Source organism: Halorhodospira halochloris (assembly GCF_002356555.2).
Taxonomy (GTDB): domain Bacteria; phylum Pseudomonadota; class Gammaproteobacteria; order Nitrococcales; family Halorhodospiraceae; genus Halorhodospira; species Halorhodospira halochloris.
This window is the reverse complement of the sequence record NZ_AP017372.2, coordinates 1713111-1728085: the sequence shown is the minus strand read 5'-3', so window position 1 is coordinate 1728085 and position 14975 is coordinate 1713111. Positions and strand designations below refer to the sequence as shown.

12 protein-coding genes and 1 tRNA gene are annotated in these 14975 nt (G+C 52.6%); 11 read left to right on the top strand and 2 right to left on the bottom strand.

The window, feature by feature from the left end; genetic code table 11:
* Positions 1 to 204: 204 nt before the first annotated feature.
* From HH1059_RS07865 to HH1059_RS07835, 7 genes are all read left to right on the top strand, one after another.
* A complete protein-coding gene (locus HH1059_RS07865) occupies positions 205 to 1368 on the top strand; it encodes an HD-GYP domain-containing protein (protein WP_096409663.1) in 1164 nt (387 codons plus the stop codon).
* Between the two features lie 33 nt (positions 1369 to 1401).
* On the top strand, positions 1402 to 2634 hold the full coding sequence (locus tag HH1059_RS07860; RefSeq protein ID WP_096409662.1) for a GGDEF domain-containing protein: 1233 nt from the start codon (positions 1402 to 1404) through the stop codon (positions 2632 to 2634).
* A gap of 57 nt (positions 2635 to 2691) precedes the next feature.
* Positions 2692 to 5115 (top strand): sensor domain-containing protein, encoded by a 2424-nt coding sequence (locus tag HH1059_RS07855; RefSeq protein ID WP_096409661.1) that lies wholly within the window; start codon positions 2692 to 2694, stop codon positions 5113 to 5115.
* 182 nt (positions 5116 to 5297) lie between these two features.
* Positions 5298 to 5372 (top strand) — tRNA-Val (locus HH1059_RS07850).
* A 182-nt stretch (positions 5373 to 5554) separates the two neighbouring features.
* Positions 5555 to 5827 carry a 4a-hydroxytetrahydrobiopterin dehydratase gene (locus HH1059_RS07845; RefSeq protein WP_231901907.1) on the top strand — a complete coding sequence of 91 codons (273 nt, stop codon included), beginning with the start codon at positions 5555 to 5557 and terminating at the stop codon, positions 5825 to 5827.
* A gap of 508 nt (positions 5828 to 6335) precedes the next feature.
* Positions 6336 to 6623, top strand: a complete 288-nt coding sequence (locus tag HH1059_RS07840; RefSeq protein WP_096409659.1) for a helix-turn-helix domain-containing protein — start codon at positions 6336 to 6338, stop codon at positions 6621 to 6623.
* Between the two features lie 22 nt (positions 6624 to 6645).
* Complete coding sequence (locus HH1059_RS07835) at positions 6646 to 9036, top strand: PAS domain-containing sensor histidine kinase (protein ID WP_096409658.1); 2391 nt, start codon at positions 6646 to 6648, stop codon at positions 9034 to 9036.
* Positions 9037 to 9111: 75 nt separating this feature from the next.
* Here HH1059_RS07835 and HH1059_RS07830 read toward each other — a convergent pair whose 3' ends face one another.
* Together HH1059_RS07830 and HH1059_RS07825 are read right to left on the bottom strand one after the other, a co-directional pair.
* Positions 9112 to 10296, bottom strand: a complete 1185-nt coding sequence (locus HH1059_RS07830) for a GGDEF domain-containing protein (protein WP_162549446.1) — start codon at positions 10294 to 10296, stop codon at positions 9112 to 9114.
* Between the two features lie 692 nt (positions 10297 to 10988).
* Positions 10989 to 11618 carry a vitamin K epoxide reductase family protein gene (locus HH1059_RS07825; RefSeq protein ID WP_096409656.1) on the bottom strand — a complete coding sequence of 210 codons (630 nt, stop codon included), beginning with the start codon at positions 11616 to 11618 and terminating at the stop codon, positions 10989 to 10991.
* Between the two features lie 371 nt (positions 11619 to 11989).
* Here HH1059_RS07825 and HH1059_RS07820 point away from each other — a divergent pair, with 371 nt between their 5' ends.
* The 4 genes from HH1059_RS07820 (at position 11990) to HH1059_RS07805 (ending at position 14974) form a co-directional block, all read left to right on the top strand.
* Positions 11990 to 12748 (top strand): helix-turn-helix transcriptional regulator, encoded by a 759-nt coding sequence (locus tag HH1059_RS07820; RefSeq protein ID WP_162549444.1) that lies wholly within the window; start codon positions 11990 to 11992, stop codon positions 12746 to 12748.
* Positions 12749 to 13088: 340 nt separating this feature from the next.
* Positions 13089 to 13448, top strand: a complete 360-nt coding sequence (locus HH1059_RS13350; RefSeq protein ID WP_162549443.1) for a CsgE family curli-type amyloid fiber assembly protein — start codon at positions 13089 to 13091, stop codon at positions 13446 to 13448.
* A 296-nt stretch (positions 13449 to 13744) separates the two neighbouring features.
* Complete coding sequence (locus tag HH1059_RS07810; protein ID WP_197710720.1) at positions 13745 to 14521, top strand: CsgG/HfaB family protein; 777 nt, start codon at positions 13745 to 13747, stop codon at positions 14519 to 14521.
* A 21-nt stretch (positions 14522 to 14542) separates the two neighbouring features.
* On the top strand, positions 14543 to 14974 hold the full coding sequence (locus HH1059_RS07805; protein ID WP_096409653.1) for a curli assembly protein CsgF: 432 nt from the start codon (positions 14543 to 14545) through the stop codon (positions 14972 to 14974).
* The last annotated feature ends 1 nt before the right edge of the window (position 14975 follow it).

Genomic DNA, 14975 nt, shown 5'->3' with positions numbered 1-14975 from the left:
GGAGCCATTATCTGCCCCGATGTCGGGGACGCCGTGAATCCATCCCTGGAGGCTTCAGGACGCCATCCCTGTTGCCAAGACTTCCACCCCGGGGCAGATAATGGCTCCGGGAAAATCTTTAGAGGTGCACCTATAGCAACTTTTAGGCCTGTCCCTAGAAAGCCGCTCCCAGACTGATTGCTTTACGCTGGAATAATAGAAAGAATGAACCAGGTCACTATTCAGACAAAGAGAGCGCGAGTTCAGCCCCAGGATGTCCAAGTTGGCAGGCCGGTGCCTTACGATATTGAAGATGCATACGGGCATTTGCTGTTAAGTCGTGGGGCGAGGCTGGAGAGTGAAGAACAGCGCCAAAGATTAATACATATTGGCAGAAAGCCATATAATGTAGCCTCCCGCCGCAGCCAGAGTGGTGGTGTAACCAAACGTAGAAACGACCCCGCTGCGCAGTTTCTTAACCCCTTTGATGAACTCTACCGCATCTCATTAGCGCTCCAGGAGACATTCAAGTGGCTCGGTCGGGGCAAGTTTATGCGCCGCTTGGATATCCTAGTCAGCCGCATAGGCAATATCATTGAACATGATCCCGATGCTTCTATCGGTGCAGCTCATCTCGATGAGGAGTTTCCCTATTTTATCCGCCACCCGCTGCGCAAGGCGTTGCTAAGTGATACCGTAGCCGCGCGGATGGAAATACCCGATCAAGAACGGCGCTCCATAGTAACTGCGGCCCTGACGGCCAATATAGGCATGATCGAGTATCAAGAAGAGTTCGATCAGCAGCGAGCCCCCCTTGATGAGTATCAGTGGGAGGTAGTTCGTAATCATCCCCGCCGCTCTGTAGAAAGACTGCTGGCAGAGGGTATGGAGGATAGGCTCTGCCTGCGGGTCGTCTCCGAACATCACGAGCGTCTGGATGGCAGTGGTTATCCGGAGGGGCTACGCAGCCGGGATATTTGCCGCGGAGCCAGGCTGCTGATGATCTCCGATACCTATATGGCCATGATAACTAACCGGGGCTATAAGGGGGCTACTGCAGTGCGCGAGGCCTTGCTTGAGCTGCTTGATCAAAGCGGCGTCAAGTACGATCGCGACATCCTTTCAGGATTTATCAACACTATAGGGATATATCCGGCGGGGAGCTTTGTTTCGTTGGAAAATGGCGAAAAGGGCGTGGTCATCCACAGAGGATCTAAAGGTGCCAGTCCGGTGGTGGCGGCAATTATCAAAGCCAATGGTCAACCTACCACGCGCCCTTTGCTGCGTGACACTAGTATTGATGATGTTCCAGGCGTTGTCTCCCTCGAGCCTACACCGAGCGTTGCAAAAAGGTATCAGTTGGCCTCGTTATGGGGTTATGATGCGTAGTTTTGGCGGACTGCTTTTAAACCGTGAGGCGTGATGCTATTTCTCAATCGCCTGCTTAGCTCCACTTGGCTACTTCATCTGATAGTCTTCGCGGCGGTGGTATTGTGGCTAAAACTGGGCACTCCGCTGCCTCAAGAGATCAGTGGCGTGTTGGTCGATCACAACTCAGAGTTGGTGCTAACGGCTGGTGGGTTGGTAGTAATTCTGGCGCTGCTTTACCAAAGTGCCAATACGGCATTTAAGGCGGCCGTTCTGATGGTCTCCTACCTGTGGGTGGTAAATGCAAATAGTCAGCTTGCGGTTGCCGCTATAGCTATTGTAGTCCCCCTCAATCTTCTTATCTTTGCCTTAATGGAGGAGAGGGGGCTCTTGGGCCCTCCGGGTCTTATAAGGCTTGCGATTGTCTGTGCCCAGGCCGTATTAGTCGTTGCCTTATTCGACAGGCAACCCGATATTTTATCCCTACTAACTCAAAACAAGATATTCCCGGAGTTTTTGACCGCTTGGCTGGCTTTACCTGATCAGGGTTTGGCGCTATTGGCAGTATCGTCAGGAATGCTAGTTTTTCTTGCTTGCTATGAAAGGGTGCCAATGGTAATAGGAACCCTGACAGCAATGCTGATAAGTGCCCTGGCCATCAATCAGCTAGCCCAGGATCCTGCTAGCGCAACTGCGGCGGCACTTTTTACTATAGCCTTGTTGGTGTTTTTGATCGCTATCTTACAGGAGGTTCATAGCCTGGCTTTCCGCGATGGCTTGACTGGGCTGCCTAATCGTCGAGCCATGGACTCTATGTTACAGCGCCTTGGTAGTCGCTATGCCATTGCCATGATGGATGTCGATCACTTTAAGAAGTTTAACGACACTTACGGACACGAGGTTGGAGATCAGGTGCTGTGTCGGGTAGCTAGAGTGATAGAACAAGTTGGTGAGGGCGGTAGGCCGTTTCGTTACGGGGGCGAGGAGTTTTCGGTCATTTTCCCCGGTCGGAATATCGAGGCGGTTAGCGAAGAGCTCGACGAGCTGCGTGAGCAGATTGCAGATACTCCCTTTATGGTGCGTGAGCCTGATCGTCCCGACGATCCTGAGCGAGGCCAAAAACATCGGGGTGTGCGGAAGGATAAGGGTAAACAGGTGCAGATAACTATCAGCATAGGTGTAGCCGAACCCAGCGGCCAGTCTGCTGAACCCTCAGAAGTGGTGCAGGCAGCCGATCAGGCCCTCTACCGAGCCAAGGAAAAGGGCAGAAACAACGTTTCGGAGTAAGTTTTTTGGCTGGCGCTCTGCTATGCTACACACGATCCCCTTACCCAGGGAGAGCTAATGCACTATTCAGCATTCCAGGATTCGATTAATTGCGCTTCAGGTGAATGTGACTGGCGCGCGGCTATTGATGCCATAGATCCTTTAGTTTTTATCCATGATGAAAACTACCGAATTATTGATGCCAATCAGGCATATATTGAGCGCTCCGGCCTCTCGCGCGAAGAGCTGGTTGGCTTACCCTATTGGCAAGCCTATCCCCGCTTGGAGGGGCCTCTGCCGAGCTGCCGGGAAGGCTTGGAGAGGGCGCTTGAGTCTGCCGATGCCGATGGCTGTAAGAGTGAATCGGTTGAGGAGCTGAAGCTTGATAGCGGTGAAGTGATTGTCTCTAGGTCTTTTGTAGTAAGAGACGGCGACGGCAATTATATCCATTCCGTGCATTTACTCGAAGATGTCACCGAGAGCCGGTGGTTGAGTCGTGAGAATGCGCGTATCGCCGCGACGCTCCGTGAACGTGAGTCTCAGCTCAATCAGTTGTTCGCTAACATGACCGAGGGAGTACTGGTTGTCGATGATGAGGGTCGTGTAGCCTATGCCAATCCGGCAGCGGCGCATTTATTTGCGCGCAGTTCGGAAGAGGTTATTGGTGAGGTCCTCGGTTTGCCGGTTGGCGGTCCGGATGCTCAAGAAATTGATTTGCGTACCGCTAGTGGCGAGGCGCGCACGGTTGAGATGCGCATCCGCGATGTGCAGTGGCACGCGAGCCCGGCACATCTGCTTAATTTGCGTGATGTAACTGAACGCAAGCGGGTTGAAGATGACTTGCGCCAGGCAGCAATCGTCTTCGACGAGGCGCATGAAGGAATAGTAATCGCTGATGCCGACAAAAATGTTATAGCGGTAAATCGTGCCTATTCAGACATTACCGGTTATTCCCGGCAAGAGGTCGAAGGCAAGCCTTGGAATTTTGTCTTCTCAGGGTTTCATGATGAGGCCACCTATGCTGCTGTCTGCGATTCTGTCGACAGATACGGCTACTGGACCGGAGAGCTTTGGGGTGAATGCCGTGATGGCAGTTCCTTTGCCGGTCTAGTCACCATCCGCGATATCCGCGATGAGCTCGACCGCAGGACTCACTACTTAGCGGTTTTCTCTGATATATCCCGGATTAAGGAATATCAAAGCCAGCTAGAACGGTTGATGCATGCTGATCCGCTTACTGGGCTGCCGAATCGTCTGCTGTTCCGCGATAGGCTCGAGCAGGCGGTGGTAGGTATGCAGCGTAGTAGTGGGGTGTTGGCGGTTATCTCGATTGATATTAATGATCTGAAGTCGATCAACTTCAGTATGGGGCATGTGATGGGGGACTCACTGCTGCAGTCGCTGAGTCAGCGTTTGCAGGAAGTTCTGCGCCCAGAGGATACTATCGCTCGGCTTGGGGGTGATGAGTTCGGCATCCTGTGCCCGGGGTTGGTGGATGTCGATGAAGCTGCGGCGACCGCAGAGCGTATCTCCGAAGCCGTGCGGCAGCCGTTCTTTGTCTCTGGAGAAGAGCTCCACGTCTACCTCAGTATTGGCTTGAGCACCTATCCTGATCAAAATGTAAATGCAGGAGAGCTGCTAGAGCAGGCCAGCGCAGCTATGGCACAGGCGAAGAGCGAGGCGGTAACTTACCGCTTTTATAGTCAAGAACTTACCGAAATGGCCCGTGAGCGTGTCCAGCTTGGCTCGGAGTTGCGCCATGCCTTGGAAGAGGACGGCTTGACAGTACATTATCAGCCCCAGGTCGATTTGATCAGTGGCCGCTGGATCGGCCTCGAAGCCCTGGCGCGATGGCCTCACGCGGAGCGCGGGTGGGTATCCCCCGGCAGGTTTATTCCAGTTGCCGAGCGGGTCGGCCTGGTTGTGCGTATTGGCGACTGGGTCTTTGAACGGGCTTGCAGTGACGCTCGTAAGTGGCTGGATGCCGGCTATGACTTCGGTAAGCTGGGGGTGAACTTTGCTGCCCCTGAGTTGGCAAGTCCAGATTTGGTTCCTAAAGTCTTGGATGTCCTTGAGCGAACTGGGTTGCCACCACGGTACGTAGAGATGGAGATAACCGAAAGCCTATTCGTCGATCCTCATGCTGAAACAATTGATAGCCTGCAAGAGCTGCGTAGGCAGGGGTTGTCGGTGGCCATAGATGATTTTGGCACCGGTTATTCGGCGCTTAGCTATCTGCGTGATTTGCCCATAGATCGGCTCAAGATAGACCGTTCATTTGTTGATGGTTTGCCTGAGGAGAGCCGTGTGACAGCTATAACACGGGCTATCATCGGGCTTGGTGATAGTCTCGGCTTTGAGGTTATAGCTGAGGGTGTTGAGACTGAGCGGCAGCGCAAAACACTTATCGAAGAAGGCTGCAGGCAGGGACAGGGCTACCTTTTTTCCCGTCCGTGTCCTGTGGAAAAGCTTGATTTTTCAGCAGGGCTTGGCGCTGATTAATCTTTGGCATCGGCTCCGGGGGGGATGGTGGCGTAACCGGCGAAGTTTTTAGCGGCACCCTGGGGCAACCACATGGCTCAGGGGAGTTTAGTGGTTTCTAGGGGGGGGGTTACAGTTAGATAGAGGTTGCCGTTGACTGTGGCCAATATGTAGGTTTACTATCGAGGAAACTCGACTTCTAGGGGCGGCTAGCTCAGCGGGAGAGCACTGCCTTCACACGGCAGGGGTCGCTGGTTCGATCCCAGCGCCGCCCACCATTATGGTCAATAGCATGCCGTTACCTTCACCGCTATTTCCCGCAAGCTGTGAGTCACAGCTGTATTCCGATCACACTTTGATGCGCTAGAAGAAAGCTGTTAGAAGGGGCCTTTTTGCAGTGGAGGTGCCTATGAATCTTGCCACGAGGAACTGCGTTCCATGTCAGGGTGGCGATTTACCCATGGATTATTCCCAGGCTAATGAAATGCTCCAGGAGTTGCCCGGCTGGTCCATTGATGAAGCAGGTAAGCGTATTTTCCGCAACTTCAAATTTCGCGATTTTATGGCTGCCGTATCCTTTGTGAACCGAGTTGCTGAAACCGCCGAAGGGCAAGACCATCATCCTGATATAGTCCTTGGCTATGGATACGCCGAGATCTGGGTTCACACTCACAAAATAGGTGGGCTTCACGAGAACGACTTTATCTTGGCCGCGAAGATTGACCAGCTATAGGGGGGGCGCCGGCAAAGAGAGAATTGAGGGCAGGGGGGGGTGTCTCTCGCCTCCCACCTGAGTCGCTTCGTTGTAACGGTTTAGAGGGCGCCGCGAGTCCATACCTGAAGGTTTTATGGTGCCATCCCATGGGGCACCAAGACCTCCACGCCGAGGCAACTAAGCGGCTCAGGGTGGGGGCAGGGGCTCTGTTTCATTATATAACCAAATCGATAAAGTTATTGAATTCCTCCCTGCAGTGTAATTCCAGACGCGCGGCAAAGTGACGGTATAACACCTTCATCTACCTTATCTGTCCGCGCTCCTATGCCGCACCTGATATAACCGTTAGCGGTAGCGGTTTTGAGGGTTTTGGGTGCGCTGCTTTGATTTTTGTCCATATACATTTATGGTTTAGTTGATGTTATTTTGGCACTCCTGTCTTATCTCATATATGATGTAGGGGAGAAGAGCAGATACATCCTTATTGTTCCCAATATGATAGCTTGTTAAGTAAGAGCAGTATCACATGTATGAAAAGAAAAACCAAAAACTACCGCAGGACTGGCATCGTGCTGACATAGTCGCGGCACTGCGTAAATCCGGGTGGAGTCTGCGCAGCCTAGCTACCCACCACGGTTACTCTTCACCTACCACACTCGCTACGGCACTGACCCGGCCCTGGCCGAAGGGCGAGCGTCTGATCGCGTCGGCGATCGGAGTAGAGCCAAAGACTATATGGCCCAGCCGATATGTTTTCGATAATAGCACCAGTGGGTACAAGTATCATCGAAAAGGCACTACTAAAAAATCTTGATTAGCATCTGCAGGGGGGCAAGATGGCGCATTCGGACAGCTATGGGGGGCTATGTGGTACAGCCTGCTTATCCAGTCAGGTTATCGATAGTTTGCCTGAAGGTGTATTTTGCGTGGATGTGCAGGGCAACTTCACTTACCTCAATCCAGCCGCTTGTAATCTGATGGGCTATGAGCGACCAGATGACCTGTTAGGCAAGTATAGCCACGACCTTATTCATGGCAGGGCGTGTCATGCGAATTTTACTAGTGGCCCTAAAACATGCCCAACCTTGCATGCCTTGCGTACCGGAGAGCCCTCTCAGGCTGAGGAAGATTACTTTGTGCGCCGAGATGGCGGCATTTTGGAGGTGACGATACATGCCGCAGCGCTGTTTGATGAACACCGTCGCATCAGCGGTGCAGTGGTATCCTTTCACGATATCTCAGAGCGTAAACGTCTTGAGCGCGAGCATCGTGAGTTGGTGGAGAATCACCCTCACTTAATAGGCCGGTATCGACCTGACACCACGATTCTATTCGTTAACCAGGCGCAAGCCGACTTCTTTGGCTGCGCCCCTGAGCAGATGATAGGGCGGCGCTGGATGGCAATGATTCCGGCTCAGGAGCGCGAAGTCGCCCGTTGCTACCTTGCTCGGTTCACGCCTCAGGAGCCAGTCCACTCAGTAGAGCTTGCTCAGCAGCGTGCTGACGGTGAGATGCGCTGGATCCACTGGACCAATAAGGCCTACTTCGATGAGAACGCAGAGCTAATCTATTTCCAGGCGGTTGGGATTGATACGACCGAGCGTCGCCAGGCCGAGCAAGCTTTGCGTGATAGCGAGAAACGGTTTCGGGAAATGGCCGAGAATATCGATGAGATATTTTGGGTTCGAACCGCGGATAAGATGCTCTATCTCAATCCGGCGTTTGAACGTCAAACCGGCCTGACGCGGGAAAGCGCTTATGCCAACCCTGACGGCTTCATAGATCATATTCACCCAGATGACCGGGAGGCAATAGCGGCCAAGGTCAATGATAGCGCTGGGGGCGGGGCGTACTTTGATGAGGTTTTTCGCTTCATAAGACCTGATACCAATGAGCAGTGCTGGCTTCATGCGCGGTGCATGCCTATCTACAACGAGCAAGGCGAAGTAGCTCGTAGCGTCGGAACTGCTCGAGATGTCTCACCCTTTATGGCCCTGCAACAGCAGTTGCAGCAAGCCCTTAAGTCGAAGACCTTTTATCTGCATGCCATTAGCCACGATATGCGTACACCGCTAAGTGCGATGCTTGGCGTTATGGAGTCGCTATTGGCGACGCCCCTCACTCCATGGCAAGTGCATCAGCTACAACTCTGTCGCAGTGCCGCAATGCAATCCCTTGGCCTGCTTGACACCTTGCTGCTCATGGCCCGCTCAGAGGCCGGCTACGTCGAACTCAACTACGAATCGTTAAGTTTGCACTACTTTTTGGACGAGCAGATGCAGCTTTTCGGTGTGCAAGCGAAAGAGAAAGACTTGGAGTTGAGCCATCATATTGATGCCGGTGTTCCTGAGAGGGTAGAGGTAGATCGCCTGCGCTTAGGTCAGGTTCTAGCCAATTTAGTCATTAACGCTATTAAATTTACTGATCAAGGCTCAGTGCAGGTAGAAGTAACCCAGTCTGAGCCGCAGGTTTTGCGCTTTGCGGTTAGGGATACCGGCGCTGGGATAGCTCCGCAACGCCAACAGGCAATTCTCGATGCCTTTGAGCAAGAAAAACCCGGTGATCTTGCGGCTAGCGCTGGCGCAGGAAATCGTGGGTTTGGTCTCGGTCTTTCAATAAGCCGTGAGCTGCTCAAACAGATGGGAGGTAGTCTGTGGCTGAATAGTCTCCCCGGAGAGGGGTCGACTTTCTACTTTAAGGTGCCTTTTACATACTCATCCGGTTATACGGCATATCATGGTGAGGATGCAGATAGTGTCGCTAATGTAAGTCGACAAAAGGCCAATGAACCGGTCTTTAGTGATTGCGGCTCTGCTCAGATAGCAGCTAATGAGTACAGCGTAGTGTACCCGGGCGCGGGACTCAAAGTTCTTATAGTTGAAGATGAACCAGTTAGCGCTATGCTATTCAGAACATTGCTCGAGCAGCTAGGTGCCGAGGTGACTGGGGCATTTAACGGCGAGCAGGCGCTGAGCGTCTGGCAGGATGCCGAATTCGATATTGTGTTTACCGACCTGGCACTGCCCAGGCTAAGCGGCAAAGATCTAGTGTCTGCCGTGCGCGAACATGAGCAGGCAAACTGCTTGACCCGTACACCACTAATCATCCTCTCTGGGTATGCCCCTGGGGATAGGCCAAACGCAGAAGAGAGTCTTGATGTAGATGACTACTTGCACAAGCCGCTCGAGATTAAGGAGCTAGTCGAAGTGCTGCGGCGCTTTAACTGAGTAGAGCTTGGCGCCGTCATGCGGAACTTCCGTCATACTCCTGCTATGACAGCCTTCCAACAGGACATGCTGCAGTCAGCACTCTGTGGGTACCGCCGACCAAACTGCAGAGTCGGCTTGTTTATCCGTCTTGCTGGCGTACATGCGCTGGTCGGCTAGCGCTATTAGTTGCTCGGCATTGGTGCCGTCATGCGGGCAGAGTGAACTGCCCATGCTGACCGAAAATCTGGCCATACAGCCCTTGATGGGTGTCGGTGTTGCCAATACCTCCAGAACTCGTCCACAGAGCCTATCCAGATCCGCCCGGTCGGATACCCCGCGGAGCAGGAGAATAAACTCATCTCCACCTAGGCGCACGACCTCATCCTCGGGGCGCAGGGCGTTGACTAGCAACTGTGCCAGCGTGGTCAGGGCCGTGTCACCAAATGCGTGACCGTATTTATCGTTAATCTCTTTGAAGCCATTCACATCGAGGGCGACCACCCCAAAGCCATGTTGCTGTGCCTCGGCGCTGCGTTTACAACGCAGCGTCATCCGTTCCATGGTTGCGCTCAAAAAACGCCGGTTTGCTAGCCCAGTCAGCGGGTCGTGCTGCGCCATATGTTCTATGGTGCGTTGTGCGCGCAGGTTGGCAGCTATGGTCAGGCCGTACGTCCAGGCCAGCATCCAGGGTATGCTGGCGAAGATGATTAATTGGCTAGCCTCGTTGACCCGATCATCCGGTGTGATGACGCCGGTAGCTGCTTGCCCCCAGCGGTATAATACCGCAGCTGCCAGGAATACAAATGCCGCGGCTGTGCAACTGTACAGTAGTCGTTCTAGCCCCGTGCTGCGCCAGGCTAGAAAGAAGGCGGTGAGGATGAGTATAGCGGCTATATTGGCATCTAATATTAGGTAGCGCAGTTGGTGGTTTTCAATGGCGATAGCAAGATAGATAAGGCTAGCCAGAACTGCCATGTACGCCCCATGCCAGGGTAGCCTGCGATGTTCGTTTCCTAGTCCCTTAAAGCGTAAAACGCCTTCGAGAAGCAGCAATACTGCCAAGGCACTCGCGATGTTGTTGACTAGCAGCAGTCCACTTACTAGGTCCTCTTTGAACCATAGCGGAATGAAGCTAAACGCCATAAATAAGCAGCTGGCGGCCCACAGTGCCGGTCCCCGCTCATTGCGATTAATACGCCAGACAATTACCAGTACGGCGGTGGCAATTATGCTGACTGTCCAGAGGACGAGCCCCAATGTCGAGTAATGGAGCTCCATGCTATCTCCCCCCGCTGCCATGAGGAGCTTCTAAAAACTCCCCACTAAGACTGGCTGCTCCGGTGTGGAGGACGCCGTGAGCCCATCCCTGGAGGCTTCGTGGCAGCATCTCTGGCGTCAAAAGATTTACACACCGGGGCAGTTCTAGGCTCAGTGGGGAGTTTTAGGAGTTCCCCATGGAATGCTGCAATATGTTTTAGTCGCTCTCCGTGGTGCCAATAACCTAACCGGGAATACAATTTGGCACAACGGCAGTGCCTTTAAAAATAGAGCTGGCTAGTCTATTTGATAATCCGCATACCCCGACCTAAAATATACTTGGTCAGAGCGTGAGCTGTCAATCAAAATCTATTGTTTTGGGAGCTTAATATTCGGTCTAAGCAGCCTTTAGCGGTTCCCTTTACTAACCTGGCTTAATAGAAGATTGTAAAAAACTTTTAAGCTCCGCTGCTTTTTATCGCAGGCGCCGTTGTAGCTCTTTAGGGCGCCTCTAAAGCTTCCCCGGCGCCATCTTCTGTGGAGCTCATGGCGCCTGGGGATGGCGCCATGAAGCCTCCAGAGTTGGATTCACGGCGTCCTCCACGCCGGGACAGAAGATGGCGCCGGGGAAGTTTATAGAAGTTTCCATCCCTGGCGTTGAAAAAACAACCGCGAGAGCAGGGAACTGCTCACGCGGCAGGGTGGCGGCCATCTCAGGTGCCAGGTACAGGTGCGAAAGTCGCCGCCCATACCACCAACAGGGTTAATCCCCCGACGCTGAGCAGCAGCATCGGCCACTTCATGGCACTTTGTTGCCAGAGGTTGCCCGCATCTTGCCATAGCTCCTTGGCGCTGGGTGCATCGCTGGCGCGGAGGATCATCAGCTCCAGCGCAAAGAGCACAACAGTCGCAGCAGCGGAAATCATGCAGAATGGGCAGATCTCGCCGATCGGTACTAACTGCAGCCAGACGAAGTAGGCTGAGGCGATTACCCCGGTAGCAGTTATCGGGGTGAGTATCTTGATTATCAGCGGGTGGCGCGTATCGAACCACCAAGCCGCTAAGGCTATTGTAGCCAAGTAGTAGAGCGCACCGAGGGTGGCCAAGGGAACTCCCAGCACATATCCCCAGTCACTCATGATAACCTTGAGGCTACCCGCCACCTCGGCTCCTTCTGGTATCTGAGGCAGGGCCCAGAAGTGGATTACGCTCAGGAATACGCTTACCAGCCAGCCGAATACGGCTACCCCCATAAACGTGCCGAATAAGCTGGATACGCTGGGCGAGTATTCCCAGTTTGTGGTGAAGCCTTCGGGTCTGCTAGCTGTGTTCTCAGTAGCCATAGTTGCCTCCGTAACTAGTGCGAGCAATGGTGTATGCATATGTGCTAATATAATAACTATTGCATAGATATGCAAGGATTGCAACAGGTAACCTCAAACGGGGTTTAGCAGTACCTTAGGAGGCACTCAGGTGGTGGGCGTGCACTCCAAAGAAGAGAGACCAAAAAACTTAGAAAAAAGTATGAGAGGCGCGGCTAATAGTCTCACCTAAAATTATTAGGCGCCTCTTTTGGGGGTGGTGTAAGGCATTTTTTTGAAACTAATATGTTGTGTTTTTTGTGTGGCATTTGAACTATACTTACCAGGTGGTTAGTTTGACCTGTGTAGACGGCAAATTTCGATCTAAACTGTTGATCCTGGAGGATGAAGCCATGCGGGTAGAAGCGGGGGGGGCAGTTTTTGCGCTACTGGACCAGGAGAGAGGCAGCAAACATCATGGTTACGTTTTTGGTGGGGTTGGAGAAAGTGATGTGAGTCAAAAGCCCTTAGTCTACCTAGTTGGTCAGGAAGGCCTACACAATCTGTTACTTGCTGAGCATATCAATTCGTCGCTGGCCTGTAACTGCAATTCTATTACTATTGAAAAATTAGAGGCATACGTGCGCAAAAATGCGCCAGCTCTGTTGCTTGTCGATACATGCTCTACTGGATTTGAGTTAGAAAGCTTATATTTTGTGCAGGGCCTGTCTGCGCTGGCACAGCAAAAAGTTTTTTCGGCATTGATCAACATTCCACTAGGCATGAATGTAGAGCCCTATCTGCGCATAGATGGTTTAGTTGGGATATTTCGCGAAGATGCTTCCCCAGAGCAACTTATACGAGGGATAGATGCGATGCTGAGTGGCGAGTACTGGTTCCCTCGCGTAGCACTGCATCGCTATCTCGATAGAACCCGCAAGCAGTACAGCAGGCCTTTTGAAAGTCAACAAGTTGATTTACTTACCGAGAAAGAACTTGCTGTGCTCAAGGCTCTCGGTGAAGGCGCAAGTAATGAAGCTATCGCTACTAAGCTTTACGTAAGCAAGCATACGGTTAAAACGCATATCTATAATCTTTACCGCAAACTCGGAGTAAGCAATCGGGTCGAAGCGGCTATGTGGGCTCGCCAAAATGTCTTCAAAGACTACTAATGTTGTCTTGTATGACGCATCAGTTAGGCCGTCTTGGAGGACTTCTCTAAAAACTCCGCCGTTGAGCCTAGCTGCCTTGGCGTGGAGGTGTTGGCGTCAAGGATGGCGCCATGAAGCCTCCGGTGATGGATTTACAGAGCCCTCCATACCAAGGCAGCTAGGCTCAACGGCGGAGTTTTTAGAGAGACCCTGGGGGAAGTTTTTAAATGCGCTCCGGACGGCATCCGTTGTAGTTTGGCGCAGGTGTATAACCACAGGGCTAGGTTTATGCGTAGCCGTCGTAATCACGCCTGCTCAGGGGTTTGAGTCAGAGCAGAAGCCATTAGAGAGCTTGGCTCCCTTGGAGCGAGTCCAAGAGGGCCTTGCAGATGCTCTAAGTAATGTTGTGATACGGCGGACTACTACCCATCTTGGTGATCGTTTCTACAGGGAGTTCAGCTCGTTGTGGAGTGCTCATGGGGTGTATGACATCCGCGGAGTGCTGACAATTGAGGAGCAACCGGCCTTTAATCAAGGCACTCTGATCAGAGTAGTATACGAACGCCAAGTGATGTTTTCAGCGCATGTACGCCCACATAAGCCATCACCCGAAAAAGTAGCTGAGGCAGCTATATCACCAGTGACGGATCGAGTTGCTCAGCGCGTAGCTCAAAGATTTATGGGCGGCTATGATCCTGATTTAGCTGGGGAGGAGCTATGAAATCCGCCATAAAAGTTAAAAGATCTGACGGTGCGGTGCTTTTTTTGGAGCATTACTTGTCTTGGGCGGGGGCGGCGTAGCTAACGCCTGGTTTTCCTATCAGCTTAGTCAGCAGGATCCGAATAGACACATGCAGCAATTAGACCGAGATAAGCAGCACCATTTTACGCGCTTTCCCGATGATGCCGCTAAGTAGAGCGTCTCAGGGTGCTTTAAAAGTAGAGGCGAAAAGGCAGTCGCTCGTTATAGTGTTTATTGTGGGATGGGTGCTTGTGGCGTTGTCTGGTTGTACTTATTTGGGCTTTGACGCAACCCCGGAGTGGGATGATGTTGAAGGTCCACAACTAGGTATGAACACCCAAACCTTTGGCGATTTGCTTGAGTTGCCATCGCCAGCAGGACGTATTCCTGCGGCAGTATATGGGTTTCGCGATATGACAGGACAGTACCGTGAACAGCCGCATAGCAACCTGTCTACCGCGGTTACTCAGGGAGGCGGGGCTATCCTGACCGAGGCCCTGTTGGAGTCGGGGTGGTTTCAACCAATAGAGCGCGAGGGTTTGCAAGATCTGTTGACTGAGCGTCGGGTGGCTCGGCAACTGCGTGATAATGTGGCTGCATTGCAGGAAGCGCGGGTTCTGTTCGAGGGCGGTATAGTTGGTTACGACCGAGCTTTAACAACTGGCGGGGTAGCGGCGCGCTACTTCGGTCTGGGGGCAAGTGAGGAGTATCAGATTGACCAGGTAACGGTTAATCTGCGAGCGGTGAATGTTGAGAATGGTATGGTGCTAGTTAGCGTTACAACCACCAAGACCATCTACTCTTATAAGGTATCCGGTGGGCTGTTCAGATTCGTTCGGCACCAGCGCCTGCTCGATGCTGAAGGTGGCTATACCCTCAATGAACCGCGATTGCTGGCTACCAGCGATGCAATAAGTGCTGCGGTAATACATCTGATCGTGCGCGGCCTGGTGGATAACCACTGGCGGTTGGCTAATTCTGAAGATCTTGATCATCCGATAATTGAAGCCTACCTTGTGCAACATAGACAGCGGCTTGGGCAGGGTGGCTAAGCAAAACTGGGGGGGAACAGGATGCGATTAGTTTGGGGTGGGCTATATTTAACCGGAATCTCGGTGCTGTTTACAGCATGGAGTAGTAGCCTGGTGGCAGAGTTGCGTTACCGGCCTAATAGCGCAAACGCCAGCGTTCAAATGCAGCATCTAAATCAAGCGCAGGCCCAGGACACAACGCGCAGCCCACAAGAGGCTGCCCGGCGCCAGATTCGCTCGCAGCAGGAACGCTTTGAGGACCAGTTGCAGCGCTCCATTATGCACCAGATAACCACTGGGGTTCGACGAAATATCGGTATCCTTGATGAGGATGGGCGCTTGCAGCCGCTCGATGAGCCTATCCAGGCTGGCGACTTTGAGATAGATATTCAAGAGCGCGAGGATGGTCAGTTGCAGATCATAACTCGTGATCCAATGACAGGCAGAGAGACCGAATTTACCATCGGGAGGTAGG

Excerpts from the sequence above, each read along its gene's own strand:
- HH1059_RS07865 (WP_096409663.1), top strand. The coding sequence starts at position 205 with ATGAACCAGGTCACTATTCAGACAAAGAGAGCGCGAGTTCAGCCCCAG.
- HH1059_RS07820 (WP_162549444.1), top strand. The coding sequence starts at position 11,990 with ATGCGGGTAGAAGCGGGGGGGGCAGTTTTTGCGCTACTGGACCAGGAG.
- HH1059_RS07825 (WP_096409656.1), bottom strand. The coding sequence starts at position 11,618 with ATGGCTACTGAGAACACAGCTAGCAGACCCGAAGGCTTCACCACAAAC.
- HH1059_RS07805 (WP_096409653.1), top strand. The coding sequence starts at position 14,543 with ATGCGATTAGTTTGGGGTGGGCTATATTTAACCGGAATCTCGGTGCTG.
- HH1059_RS07840 (WP_096409659.1), top strand. The coding sequence starts at position 6,336 with ATGTATGAAAAGAAAAACCAAAAACTACCGCAGGACTGGCATCGTGCT.
- HH1059_RS07860 (WP_096409662.1), top strand. The coding sequence starts at position 1,402 with ATGCTATTTCTCAATCGCCTGCTTAGCTCCACTTGGCTACTTCATCTG.
- HH1059_RS07835 (WP_096409658.1), top strand. The coding sequence starts at position 6,646 with ATGGCGCATTCGGACAGCTATGGGGGGCTATGTGGTACAGCCTGCTTA.
- HH1059_RS07830 (WP_162549446.1), bottom strand. The coding sequence starts at position 10,296 with ATGGAGCTCCATTACTCGACATTGGGGCTCGTCCTCTGGACAGTCAGC.
- HH1059_RS07855 (WP_096409661.1), top strand. The coding sequence starts at position 2,692 with ATGCACTATTCAGCATTCCAGGATTCGATTAATTGCGCTTCAGGTGAA.
- HH1059_RS07845 (WP_231901907.1), top strand. The coding sequence starts at position 5,555 with ATGGATTATTCCCAGGCTAATGAAATGCTCCAGGAGTTGCCCGGCTGG.